At 44.8% G+C, this 13,005-nt stretch carries 10 protein-coding genes; 6 read left to right on the top strand and 4 right to left on the bottom strand.

Features of this window, described 5'->3' with window-relative positions:
- Window positions 1-39: 39 nt before the first annotated feature.
- Together vmeJ and vmeK are read left to right on the top strand one after the other, a co-directional pair.
- Window positions 40-1,155 carry a multidrug efflux RND transporter periplasmic adaptor subunit VmeJ gene (gene vmeJ / locus ACF8OV_RS01905; protein WP_140353222.1) on the top strand — a complete coding sequence of 372 codons (1,116 nt, stop codon included), beginning with the start codon at window positions 40-42 and terminating at the stop codon, window positions 1,153-1,155.
- Window positions 1,156-1,164: 9 nt separating this feature from the next.
- Complete coding sequence (vmeK, locus tag ACF8OV_RS01900; RefSeq protein WP_203503842.1) at window positions 1,165-4,296, top strand: multidrug efflux RND transporter permease subunit VmeK; 3,132 nt, start codon at window positions 1,165-1,167, stop codon at window positions 4,294-4,296.
- A 24-nt stretch (window positions 4,297-4,320) separates the two neighbouring features.
- On the opposite strand, the gene ACF8OV_RS01895 is transcribed toward vmeK, so the two are convergent.
- Window positions 4,321-5,610: a peptidoglycan DD-metalloendopeptidase family protein gene (locus ACF8OV_RS01895; protein WP_203503844.1), complete on the bottom strand. Its 1,290-nt coding sequence runs from the start codon at window positions 5,608-5,610 to the stop codon at window positions 4,321-4,323.
- Window positions 5,611-5,740: 130 nt separating this feature from the next.
- Between ACF8OV_RS01895 and tyrS the strand changes: the two genes are divergently transcribed.
- Together tyrS and ACF8OV_RS01885 are read left to right on the top strand one after the other, a co-directional pair.
- Window positions 5,741-6,928, top strand: coding sequence for a tyrosine--tRNA ligase (gene tyrS / locus ACF8OV_RS01890; protein ID WP_005479092.1), 1,188 nt, complete (start codon window positions 5,741-5,743; stop codon window positions 6,926-6,928).
- A gap of 417 nt (window positions 6,929-7,345) precedes the next feature.
- Window positions 7,346-8,191 (top strand): magnesium transporter, encoded by an 846-nt coding sequence (locus tag ACF8OV_RS01885; protein ID WP_005494055.1) that lies wholly within the window; start codon window positions 7,346-7,348, stop codon window positions 8,189-8,191.
- Here the strand turns inward: ACF8OV_RS01885 and dacB are convergent.
- Complete coding sequence (dacB, locus tag ACF8OV_RS01880) at window positions 8,170-9,591, bottom strand: serine-type D-Ala-D-Ala carboxypeptidase (protein WP_193229114.1); 1,422 nt, start codon at window positions 9,589-9,591, stop codon at window positions 8,170-8,172. The two genes, ACF8OV_RS01885 and dacB, sit on opposite strands and share 22 nt — an antisense overlap.
- Window positions 9,592-9,789: 198 nt before the next feature.
- Window positions 9,790-10,818, bottom strand: a complete 1,029-nt coding sequence (locus ACF8OV_RS01875; RefSeq protein WP_021486773.1) for a porin — start codon at window positions 10,816-10,818, stop codon at window positions 9,790-9,792.
- Between the two features lie 537 nt (window positions 10,819-11,355).
- On the opposite strand from ACF8OV_RS01875, the gene greA reads away from it, so the two are divergent.
- A complete protein-coding gene (gene greA / locus ACF8OV_RS01870) occupies window positions 11,356-11,829 on the top strand; it encodes a transcription elongation factor GreA (RefSeq protein ID WP_005485311.1) in 474 nt (157 codons plus the stop codon).
- Between the two features lie 81 nt (window positions 11,830-11,910).
- On the opposite strand, the gene yhbY is transcribed toward greA, so the two are convergent.
- Window positions 11,911-12,207: a ribosome assembly RNA-binding protein YhbY gene (gene yhbY, locus ACF8OV_RS01865; RefSeq protein ID WP_005380066.1), complete on the bottom strand. Its 297-nt coding sequence runs from the start codon at window positions 12,205-12,207 to the stop codon at window positions 11,911-11,913.
- A gap of 138 nt (window positions 12,208-12,345) precedes the next feature.
- On the opposite strand from yhbY, the gene rlmE reads away from it, so the two are divergent.
- Window positions 12,346-12,975: a 23S rRNA (uridine(2552)-2'-O)-methyltransferase RlmE gene (rlmE, locus tag ACF8OV_RS01860; RefSeq protein WP_005494062.1), complete on the top strand. Its 630-nt coding sequence runs from the start codon at window positions 12,346-12,348 to the stop codon at window positions 12,973-12,975.
- The last annotated feature ends 30 nt before the right edge of the window (window positions 12,976-13,005 follow it).

Genomic DNA, 13,005 nt, shown 5'->3' with positions numbered 1-13,005 from the left:
TCAGCGCTCCGCAGGAGAGAATAATAAAAAGGACTTTGTATGTCTGGAACTTCGTTTGGGCGACGTTTTGTCGAACGTCCATGGCTAGTATCTCTCATCCTTATTTTGCTACTTGTTGCTTGGTTGGCTGCTGGGCAGCTCAAAGCACAAGGTGACCACACCTCATCCCCATCTCTCCAATCTGAAAACACGCCCTTAGCTAAGGTGATGTTTGATACTTTCACCGCAAAACCTACCAGTAAAACGATAGAACTTTATGGCCGAACCGCACCTAATCGCCAAGCTCGTCTTGGTGCAGAAGTGGCCGGCAAAATTGTCAGTCTCAACATCAATAAAGGGCAACTTGTTAAGCAAGGACAAGTGATTGCTAACATTGATAAGCGGGATTTGGACAGTCAGCTCAAACGCGCTCAGGCCATGCTGCGAGTGAAAGAAAAGGAGTTTAATGCCGCAAAATCGCTCAAAAGCAGGGGGTTACAAGGCGAGGTAGCCTTTGCGACTGCGGAAGCCGCGTTAGTCGATGCAAGAGCGAACCTCAATAATGTCCAAACCGCTGTCAAGAATACCGAAGTTAAAGCGCCCTTTGATGGCATTGTTGATCATCATTTTGTCGAAGTGGGTGACTTTGTCGGTGTGGGCGATCCAATAGCGACAGTGATTGATTTAGAGACTCTGGTCATTGAGGCCGACGTTAGCGAGCGCCATATCCAGTATCTTAAAGAAGGTCTTCAAGCGGATGTCAGAACTATCAATGGTCAGCATCACTTGGGGACTTTACGTTATATTGGTCGCGTTTCCTCCGTATCGACCAATACGTTTCCGATTGAAATCGAAATAGATAATCGTAATTCGCTCATCCCTGCGGGGATCAGTGCGGAAGTGCAGCTCCCTTTGAATGAAGTGCTAGCGATTAAAATTACCGCTGCAATGTTGGCGTTAGATGAAGAAGGGAATTTAGGTGTCAAAACACTGGAAGATGAACACGTTAAGTTTGTTCCTATCCAGTTAGTCAAAGCAGAAGAAGATGGCGTTTGGTTATCTGGGCTTGGCGAGCAAGCGGACATCATTGTATTAGGACAGGGGTTTGTTCGTGATGGCGATACCGTGATTGCGAATAAAGTCGGTGATGTCGCTGCCGATGCGGCCGAAAAATAGGGAGGCAGCATGTTTAGCATAATTGACGCTGCGTTATCCCGATCAAGAACGATGTTGACCTTGTTGGTGATGATCCTCATCGCAGGGGTCATTACTTACGTCACTATCCCAAAAGAATCTAGCCCCGATATCACTATTCCTATCATTTACGTCTCTGTTGGGCATCAAGGCATTTCTCCAACTGATGCTGAGCGTTTACTGGTTCGTCCTATCGAACAAGAACTGCGCTCAATTGAAGGGGTGAAAGAGATGACATCGGTTGCCTCCGAAGGCCACGCCTCAGTCACTTTGGAGTTTAGCGTCGGCGTGGATCTCGATAAAGCGATGGCGGATGTTCGCGACGCGGTCGATCTGGCGAAACCTAAGTTACCTGCAGACAGTGATGAACCTACGGTCAATGAAGTCACTTTTGCTTCAGAGGAGCCTGTTTTAACTGTTGTGCTTTATGGCACGGTGCCAGAGAGAACCATTGTTCAAATCGCACGAACGTTGCGTGACAGACTAGAAAGCTTCCGTCAGATCTTGGAAGTCGATATTGCTGGTGATCGTGAAGATATTGTCGAGATCGTGGTTGATCCCCTTCTAATGGAAAGCTATGGATTGGATCAGGCCGATATCTATAACTTGATCGCACTAAACAACCGAGTGGTTGCGGCTGGTTTTGTCGATACTGGATATGGGCGCTTTTCGGTCAAAGTTCCGTCGGTATTTGATTCTCTGAAAGATGTTCTCGAATTGCCCATCAAAGTGAATGGCAAAGAAGTGATCACCTTTGGTGATGTGGCCACAGTTCGCCGAGCGTTTCGTGACCCAGAAAGCTTTGCCCGCTTGGATGGTGAGCCTGCCATTGTGCTTGACGTGAAAAAGCGTGCTGGCGAGAACATTATTGAAACCGTCGCGTTAGTTAAAGAGGTGATTGCTCAAGGGCAACTGCGAGCAGAGTGGCCAAGTAATTTGCAGGTTAAATACACTTGGGATCAGTCGGATGATGTCAAGCTAATGCTTAGTGATCTGCAAAACAACATTCTCTCGGCAATCATTTTGGTGGTCATCGTTATTATCGCGATCTTGGGGGTAAGAACGGCTTTGTTGGTTGGGATCTCTATTCCAGGCTCTTTCTTAACGGGGTTGTTAGTCCTCTCGGTTTTTGGTCTTACCGTAAACATCGTGGTGCTGTTTGCCTTAATCATGGCGGTCGGCATGCTGGTGGATGGTGCAATCGTCGTCACTGAGTTTGCCGATCGGAGAATGCAAGAAGGCACGCCGCGTAAAGAGGCATACCGAGACGCAGCCAAACGCATGGCATGGCCGATCACCGCCTCTACCGCGACTACGTTGGCGGCATTTGCTCCGCTTCTTTTTTGGCCGGATATTACCGGTGAGTTTATGAAGTACTTACCGTTAACGCTAATCGCGACGTTAGCGGCGTCATTGGTGATGGCTTTGCTATTTGTGCCTGTTATTGGCGGCATTATTGGTAAACCTCAGGTTATCAATCCTAAAGCCCAACAAGAAATGGTGGAGTTGCACAACGGAAACTTTGAGAAAGCGACAGGAATTACCAAGCTTTATTACAAAACCTTGTTTGTGGCGATTCAACATCCTTGGAAAGTGCTGCTGATCGCGGTATTGCTGGCGGGTGGTGTTGGATTTACTTACAGTAAAGCGGGGTTAGGAGCTGAGTTTTTCCCTGAAGTCGACCCGCCATTTTTCACCGTAAAAGTACGCTCTTACGGGGATCTTTCCATTAATGAGAAAGATATCGTAATGCGAGAAATTGAAAAGGTCATGCTGGGTCATGATGAGTTTGAAAGTGTCTACACTCGCACTGGATCGAGCGATAATGGTGACGAAATCGGTCAGATTCAAATAACTCCTGTGGATTGGCAATATCGTCGTAAAGTCAAAACGATCATTGAAGAGCTAAAATCTACCACTGACCAATTTTATGGCGTTGAGTTAGAGTACAAATTCCCGGATGCCGGCCCTCCGGTTGAACATGATTTGGTGATTGAAGTTTCTTCTCGAAGTAGGAGTATAGGCGAGCTAGATGACGCCGCGAAGCTCGTTAGGCTTTGGGCTGATAGCAACCCAGCACTGACTAATTTGAGTGATACCACCAATAAAGAGGGGATTGACTGGCAAATTGACATTCGACGCGACGACGCTTCTCGTTTTGCTGCCGATGCAACTTTGGTGGGAAATACAGTTCAATTTGTCACGAATGGTCTGAAAATAGGGGGCTATTTACCTGACGATGCGGATGAAGAAGTCGATATTTTGGTGCGCTACCCACAAGAGAAGCGAGATATTGGTCGATTCGATCAGCTAAGAGTGAAAACCGCTGCAGGTTTAGTGCCTATAACCAACTTTGCTCAAATTAAGCCAGACCACAAGCAAGATACTATCCGTCGTGTTGATGGTCATCGAGTTATCAACATTAAAGCGGATATGGTGGAAGGCTACAATTTGGCGCTTGAGTTACCAAAAATTGCGGCTGAAATGGAACAGCTCGGTTTACCGGAAGGCGTTGAATATAAGATTCGGGGTCAAAATGAGGAGCAGGAAAACTCATCAGCATTCTTGCAAAACGCTTTTGTTGTGGCTCTTGGCGTCATGGCGCTCATTCTCATCACGCAGTTCAACAGCTTTTATCAGGCATTTTTGATTTTGAGTGCGGTGCTGTTTTCAACGGTCGGGGTTTTTGCTGGGTTGCTTATTTTCCAAAAACCATTCGGCATCATCATGTCTGGCATTGGCGTGATTGCCTTGGCTGGTATCGTAGTTAATAACAACATTGTACTGATTGATACTTATAACCAAATGCGAAAAAGAGGACTGGACAAAGCAGAGGCTATCCTGCGGACCGGTGTGCAACGTTTGAGACCGGTGCTATTAACCACAATTACGACCATTTTAGGGTTGTTACCGATGGTTCTAGAAATGAACATCGATTTAGTTAATCAAAAAGTCGAATTTGGTGCGCCGAGTACGCAATGGTGGTCTCAGTTAGCGACGGCAGTAGCAGGGGGATTAGCATTCGCTACGGTGTTGACGTTGGTGCTTACGCCTTGTTTGCTTATGTTGGGAAGAGATCATCTTGCTAAGCCCGAACCTGATGAAAGCGAAGAGGCAGCGTAATGCTGCCTCTTTTTACTTTTCCGTTTATCTCATTGCCAGTAACTTACTGTAACGATCCAGCTTGTCCATACTGACTTTTGCATTCGCCATGAAGGTTTGTCTTGCTTTACCTGTTAACGATTTGGATTGCGGCAAATTCACTGTTCTTGGGTTTTTGTGCACGCCATTTACTAGGAACTCATAATGTAAGTGAGGTCCTGTCACACGACCTGTTCCACCAAGCGTACCGATAGTTTGACCTTGTTTAACACGTTGACCCGTTTTGACTGTGCGCTTCGTTAAGTGCAGATACTTGGTAATGTATGTGTTGCTGTGCTTGATGAACACGTAGTTCCCGTTGAACTTGTTGTAAGCCGATTTTTGCACCACACCATCACCAGCGGCCCAAATTGGCGTACCAACAGGTGCTGCGTAGTCAGTGCCTCGGTGAGGACGTACTCGACCCGTCACTGGGTGAAGACGACGTGGGTTAAAGTTTGAAGTCACGCGACGGAAATCCAGTGGAGCGCGCAAGAAGGCTTTTTTCATCGCTCGGCCATTTTCATCGTAATATTTGCCCGTTTTCTCATCTAAAATAGCCGTAAACGTATCGCCCTGGTTTTTGAATATCGCAGCGATGATTTTTCCGCGACCAATGACTTCACCTTCTACAACTTCTTCTTGATACAGCACTCGGAAAGAGTCGTTTTTGCGAATATCGAGTGCGAAGTCGATATCCCAGCCAAAAATTCCTGCTAGCTCCATGATTTGGTTGCCATTCAAGCCAGACGAAATTCCTGCGTTCCAGAAGTTGGATTTGATGGTTGCCTCGGCGTAGTTGAATTGGTAATCGACCTCTTTTTTATCGACCTCAGAAACGTATTTGCCGTCTTGCAGTTTGATGCGAAAGGTTTCAAATGCGCTTAGCGTACGGCGCAGTTGAACCAAGTCGTTTTTCTCACCAAAACCAAATTGCAATTTATCGCCCGGACGAAGACGAGTTAACTGCTGTTCAATTTCTTTATCGGAGGACACTAACTCGTGCAGTAGACGAGCAGAGAGTCCCACTCGATTAAATAGAATGGCGGCGCTCTCGCCATTTTTTACTTTGTAAGTTTCCCAGCGCAAAACCGAAGACATCTGAGAAGATCCATTTAATGTCGTCAATTCAAGTGAGATCGGCACAGGATAGTGTTGACCAACTTTTAATCGGCTTTGTTGCGGGTTGAGGTCTTGCGGATCGGGCAGAAAGAACAGTGCAATGATGATCAGAGCACTAAAAAAACCGATCAATACTTTGTGCAAGAGTGGAAGTCGGACAAAAATCGAATGCATGAGGTACTTGATTGCTAAATTAAACGGAAAAAGTGACAACTACCTAGTCTAACGTGTTTCAAAATGCATCGCTATTCAAGTAATATGTTCAGCTATTATATTTTTGCCAAATCTGTGGGAGTGAACAAGAATGGCGAGCATTGAAGCTGCACTAGCCGAGATTAAGCGCGGTGTTGAAGAGCTGATTCCAGAAGAAGAGCTAATCGCAAAACTAAAAGAAGGTCGTCCTCTACGTATTAAATTGGGCGCCGATCCAACAGCACCTGACATTCACCTAGGCCATACGGTTATTTTCAATAAGCTTCGCTTGTTCCAAGAACTAGGTCATGAAGTGACGTTCCTAATCGGTGACTTCACTGCAATGGTTGGTGACCCAACAGGTAAAAACACCACTCGTCCACCGCTAAGCCGCGAAGACGTATTGCGTAATGCTGAAACGTACAAAGAACAGGTGTTCAAAATTCTAGATCCTGCGAAGACTAAAATTCAGTTTAACTCTGAGTGGCTGTCTGAGCTGGGCGCAGAAGGTATGATTCGTCTTGCTGCAAACCAAACCGTTGCTCGTATGCTAGAACGTGACGACTTTAAAAAGCGTTACGCAGGCGGTCAACCAATTGCTATCCATGAGTTCATGTACCCACTTCTGCAAGGTTGGGACTCTGTCGCGATGGAAACGGACGTTGAATTAGGTGGTACAGACCAGAAGTTCAACCTTCTAATGGGGCGTGAACTGCAAAAATCTCACGGTCAAAAGCCTCAAGTTGTACTTATGATGCCGCTTCTTGTTGGTCTAGACGGCGAGAAGAAGATGTCTAAGTCTGCGGGTAACTACATTGGTATCAGTGAAGCGCCAAGCGAAATGTTTGGTAAGATCATGTCGATCTCTGATGACTTAATGTGGAGCTACTACGAGCTGCTATCGTTCCGTCCTCTAGAGGAAATCGAACAGTTTAAAGCGGATGTTCAAGCGGGTAAAAACCCACGTGATATCAAAGTGCTACTTGCTAAAGAGATCATTGCGCGTTTCCACAGTGAAGCCGATGCTGATGCGGCAGAGCAAGAGTTTGTGAACCGTTTCGCTAAGAACCAAATCCCTGACGAAATGCCAGAATTTGACTTTGATGCAGGTACACCAGTAGCGAATCTTCTAAAAGATGCTGGTCTGTGTGCGTCAACGTCTGAAGCAATGCGCATGGTAAAACAAGGTGCAGCAAAGGTTGAAGGCGAGAAAGTTGCCGACGCTAAATTTGCACCAGAAGCTGGTACTTACGTATTCCAAGTTGGTAAACGTAAATTTGCACGTATTACGATCAAGTAATCCATAATTTTTACGTATGGAAGCGCCCAATGGGCGCTTTTTTTGTTCCTAAAATTGGCAAAAAAAGAACAAAGCCCACCTGTAAATATGGATTAACTTTGCTACTATACTTGCGCTGCCAATCAGGGCAGCGATATCGGAGATTTACATGAACAATACCGACCATCCTCCCAGTCGTTGGGTGAGTAAGATTAAGGGAGCGAAATAACCCGCTTCGGTATTGGCGATCTCCGTCTTACCCGAGTGGTGAGGCATCTTTTCTAATTTTCTTCTCGTTATTTCCTTCATACATTCTGAATAGACAGTGCTTTTGCATTGGTGAATTCGCGTGTTTGTGTCATCTATCGGCATAAAGGCGTGATGAGCTTGTGCTTGTGTTGTCGATGGTCGTTACCAATGCCAATCGGGAGATTCGCCATGACGGTAATGAACAACACTTTTATTGAAACAACACCAAACTTTTCTGAAGTAGAAATTGGTGCAGCTCGCAATGCGTTTTTGAAATACGATCAAGAGCAGCAACTTCATTTGCTCACCATCATGCCAATAGATGAAGCGGTGGGGATTTTGAAGCACTGTTCTGTAGGGTATGTGAACAGTTTGATGTCTCAACTTGAGCATGCGGGTCATGATAAGCGTGCGCGTCACTATGCGCACCAATTGGGTTTGCATGTGTCGGAAGTTGATACTCCTGACGGTTACTTATCAACAGGCGTACTAGAGCATGTAAAGCAGCGAATCGGCTGGATTATTGCTCTCGCTTTATTGGGGATCGTTTCTGGGCTGATTATTGCTCAGTATGAAGATACATTGAGCCAACTGGTTTTACTTGCAGTGTACATGCCGGTGATTGCGGCGGCTGGTGGTAATACGGGTACTCAAGCGGCCACATTGGTCATTCGTGCATTGGCCACAGGTGAGCTTAAAAAGCGTCAGTGGTTAGCAGTACTTTGGAAAGAAAGTCGCGTAGCGCTGTGTCTCGCATTAGCGATCGCAATAGTTATGGTGGGGCGCATTATGCTTTTTAGTGCCGGCCAATCTACGGGGGGCTTTGAACTGACAGACATCGCACTTGCAATCGCCGTTGCTTTGTTTATTCAAGTCTCAATTTCCACAACGCTTGGCGGTTTGTTGCCAATAATTGCCCGTGCTTGCAAGCTAGACCCAGCCGTATTGGTGAGCCCTGTGCTTGCATCAATCGTTGATATATCAGGTATGTGGATTTACTTTACTGTGGTGAATTACTTCTTAGGTATCGCCTGACTAAAATTCACGATGTCACGGTAAAATAACTGCTCAAAATGCGTAATAGGGGCGATGACAGGTTTGTTATCGTCCCTTTTTTCTGGAAAGTAGTCTGAGACAAACTGGACGAAAATAGTATTCGGCTGGCCATTTTTATCTAAACCATAACCCGCCATGTTGTAGGTTCCGTACAATGAACCACTCTTCGCAATCAGTTGACCTTTAATTGGGGCATTCCGCATGCTTTGGCGGTATTGCAGCGTACCCGACTCGCCTGATTTAGGCATGATGGCAATCAGCTTCAGTGTTTTTTCGTTTTTCCAGATATAACGTAGGATTTCTGCCATTTTGGTCGCAGAAATACGGTTGTTTCTTGAAAGGCCCGATCCATCTTCCAAGCGTGCGTTACGGATATCGATGCCAGTGTTGGCGAAAATGATCTGTTTGATCGCTTCTGTGCCATTGGTAAAACTTCCGGGTTGAACAAAAAACTTCGCACCCAATGTTTTCGTTAATGTGTCTGCGATCAAATTGTCAGAATGCTTGAGCATGTCATCAAGTAAATCGGGTAGCGGCTTTGACTGATGTAATGCCATCAATTTACGTTGTTTCTGTGGCGCTGAACCAATCTTAATTTTGCCTTTGAGCTCAATTCCTAATTGCTTGAGTAACGTACTGATATTTTGACTGGTATAACGTTCAGGATCTTGAACCGCAAATTTGAGAGGTAGCGGCTTTTCTCGTTCAACTAAGCATCCTTTTAATTCGTAGTGATTGTCTGGGTGAGCAAGCAGGTCTAAATCGCAATGGCGGCTCTTTTGAATCGTCTTAGAAACGGTTTCGACCGAACTTTTAACACGAATAGGTTGATGCTCAGGCACATAGACTCGAGTCCCGCCATCTTTTTGCGTATAGATAGAAGCTTGGACGCAGTTGTTGTTGAGTGTAATGCTAGAAGCCGGAGCGCTGTAGCAAACCCCCAGAATGTCCCACGGCCAACCCACCGCTCGGTCATACCCTGTAAAGGCACTGTTGTCTAACCACAAGTCACCGTTAATGCGCGTTAAACCATTTTTTTTCGCCAATGACAGCAACGCTTTCAAATCTTGTGTTTGTAGGGTGGGATCTCCGACAAAGTAGATAACGGCATCGGAATTCGAGGTTTCAAGCTTTGTTCGAAATGCAAAGCTGTCCCCTAACTCTAATTTAGCAGCTAAGGCTGTGACAATTTTTAATGTGCTCGCTGGTGGAAATAGTTGGTCTGTTGGACGGATACCATCGAGCGTGGAACTTTCGTTTAGTTTTTCTGCAACTAAGCTGATACGGGCGCCCTCTGGCAATACCTCTTGATGAGGATACGCATAAGACAATAGCGGAAAAATAAGAGAAGAAATGAGTAGAGGCCAACGTAAACGCATAGTGTGATTTTCTAGGGTTAGTTATGTGATTGAGTATACGCAAGTCCACTCAATATGCTAGGCGCATCCAAGAATGCTTTGTTCATCATTAATATTGAGACAAAGTGGTTAGAAGAACGCGCTATTAAGATGAAAAATGAAAGATAAAAAAATGCCCGCAATAAGCGGGCACTGAGTATTCAAGTCTAAAGACTGGAATTAGAAGTCGTAACGTAGACCTAGAGCTAGCTCGTCTTCTGCATCAGCTTTAGATGCTGTAGTGTTGCCACCAACTTTACCTAGTTTATCGCCAGAGTCGATTAGGTTGAAGTTGTATGAAACGTAACCACGGAAGTTAGGCTTGAAGTAGTAAGATGCATCAACAGCGAAGTTGTTAGCAGAAGTTTCGTTGTTAGTTTCTGCGTTGTTGTACGTTGTTGTGAATACTGTTTGACCTAGAGTGTAAGCACCAGCTAGTTCGTAACCAGTGTAGTCACCTTCAGTTTTCGCTTTTTCACCGTCAGTGAAGATACCAGCGAAGTATAGGTCACCCATAGTGTAAGATGCAGCTAGCATGTATTCGTTAGCTTCGTCTTGGTCTGCGTAACCAGCACCTAGCTCAAGACCTGTGTCTGCTACTGCGTAGATTGCAGATAGAGAGTAACCGTCTTGTTTGTTGTCTGAGTAGTGATCAACGCGATCGTTTTCACCAGCAGGAGTACCGTCTGCTTTTAGCTCTGTACGGTCAGCAAAGCGGTAGCTAGCTTTAACGCTTAGGTTTTCGAATTGACCTTTGTAAGACATCATGTTGTCTGAACGGTCAGCCACTGCTAGTTTGTCAGCTGCTGAGTTACCGTGGTAAGCCATGATATCTGTGAAATCAGTGATAACGCCTAGTGCACCTTCGTTTTTACCGTAAGTGAACTCACCCCATGCACCGCCAAGACCAGCGTATGCGTAACGAGTGTCTAGGTTGCTGTTTCCATCTACACCGCCGTTTTCAGCTGTAGTAAACTCACCTTCCCAGAAACCAACACCGTAAAGGTTGTCGTTGATAGCTTGAGTACCAAGGAAGTTTAGACGGATACGAGAGTTGTCTTGAGCGTCGCCATCTTTCATAGATAGACGTGCTTCAGCGCGGCCGCCCATTTCTAGAGAAGTGCCGTCTTGGTTGTAAAGTTCAGCTGCGTTAACGCCAGTTGCCATAGCTGCTGCAGATACAGAAAGAGCAATTAGAGTCTTTTTCATCTTATTTGTCCTAGTTAGCTGTCCATAATCATTGTTGTATGGGGGAGAGATGACCTCTCACAAGTCATTGGTCTATATTTGGCTTCATCTGCGAGAGTTTTCCGCAACTGTAAGCCTTTGATGTAACAACTTGCTGGACATGTTTTACTGCTAAAGTTTCATGATGAGTTAGTAAAATGATATAAATCATGCTGATGAACACTGTTCGATTGTGACTGGTTGTTTGTTAAGTGGTTGGTTTTAATGAGTTAATACTTCAATGACATTGGCCTGACATTGATTAGTTTTTATGTTTTTTGATGTTTTTAGTGTAATGAACAGTGTTGTTTTTCAATAAATTGCGATAATGATTGGATCTAAAATTGATTCGGTTCGTTATGCTGCAAAGGCATAGCAATGTTGAATTTCGAATTAAGATGATTTCGCTCAGGAGTTTGTTTACACTAGTTGAAAATACATCTTTAACCGCACTACCTAGTCCTACGACTGGGTGGGCTTTTTATTGTCCAAAGACCCATTTGGGCTTGAGGTTACATAATGGAAAAAGTTCCAATGACACTACGTGGCGAACAAATGCTACGTACAGAACTAGAACGTCTACTTAAGCTACGTCCTCAAATTTCAGAAGCGATTGCTGAAGCACGAGAACTAGGTGATTTGAAGGAAAATGCTGAATATCATGCCGCTCGAGAAGAGCAGGGTATTTGTGAAGCGCAAATCCGTGACATTGAATATAAGCTATCTGTTGCGCAAGTAATTGATGTAACTAAAATGGAAAACACTGGCAAGGTTATCTTTGGTTCAACGGTGACTTTGATTGATGTCGATACCGATGAAGAAAAGACATATCAGATTGTTGGTGACGATGAAGCTGATATTAAAGCTGGCCGTATTTCAGTGAGCTCTCCAATTGCTCGTGGCTTGATCGGCAAGATGGAAGGCGACGAGGTTGCTATCCAGACTCCTGGTGGAGCGAAAGATTTCGAAATTGACCGAGTTGAATACATCTAAGTGGCATCTTGAATGCCCACTATTTGTTAAATGCAAAAAAGGTCGCCAATGGCGACCTTTTTCTTCAACAACGTAAGTGAATTACTTACGAGGAATTTCGATTTTACGCTCTTCAGACTGGCGGTATAGCACAAGCACTTTACCAATTGTCTGAACTTTTTCAGCGCCTGTCTCACGTACGATAGCGTCAATGATTAGCTGTTTTGTTTCACGATCTTCTGAAGCAACTTTTACTTTGATCAGTTCGTGATGGTTTAGAGCGATTTCAATTTCTGCTAGCACGGCTTCTGTAAGTCCATTTGCGCCCATTAGCACAACAGGTTTTAAACTGTGAGCCAGGCCTTTTAGGTGCTGCTTTTGTTTGGTGCTTAGGTTCATTACGCGGCCAATTTTCTTTAAAATAAGGGTTGAAAAAAGCTATTTTAACGCCATCTATTGCTGAAGACTATAATTTATTGAGTAATAGGTTGTGCCTATTAAAACAATAGCTCCTATTTGCGCCTTGTTGGGATTAAAATGAGTAAACAAAAACATTCGGCTAGTTCTGGTCGTTGGTTGAAAGAACACTTTGATGATAAATACGCGAATGAAGCCCGTAAAAAAGGATATCGTTCACGTGCGTACTTCAAGATTGATGAAATCCAAACAAAAGATAAGTTGTTAAAACCTGGCATGACAGTGGTCGATTTAGGTGCTGCTCCGGGTGGATGGTCTCAATATGCTGCTAAAATAGTAGGAGATAGTGGTCAGATTATTGCTTGTGATTTACTTCCTATGGATCCAATAGCTGGTGTAAGTTTCTTGCAAGGTGACTTCCGAGACGATGCCGTGTTAGAGGCGTTGCTTGATAGAATTCAACCATCAATGGTTGATGTTGTAATGTCTGATATGGCGCCGAACATTGCAGGTAACAACTCTGTCGATCAACCACGCGCAATGTATTTAGTTGAATTGGCTTTAGATATGTGTCGACAAGTTCTAGCGCCTAATGGTAGCTTTGTCGTAAAGGTTTTCCAGGGTGAAGGCTTCGATCAATATGTGAAAGAAGTCCGAGACATGTTTAAAGTCGTAAAAATCAGAAAACCAGACTCATCGCGAGCTCGCTCCCGAGAAGTCTTTGTTGTAGCCACTGGTTACAAAGGTTAACTATTTTGCTCTTTCGGGAGCGTGTTAACA

The organism is Vibrio sp. GLN_1 (genome assembly GCF_043106015.1).
Taxonomy (GTDB): domain Bacteria; phylum Pseudomonadota; class Gammaproteobacteria; order Enterobacterales; family Vibrionaceae; genus Vibrio; species Vibrio parahaemolyticus.
Note: the sequence above shows the minus strand (reverse complement) of the source record. Positions and strands in the feature narration are given on the sequence as shown.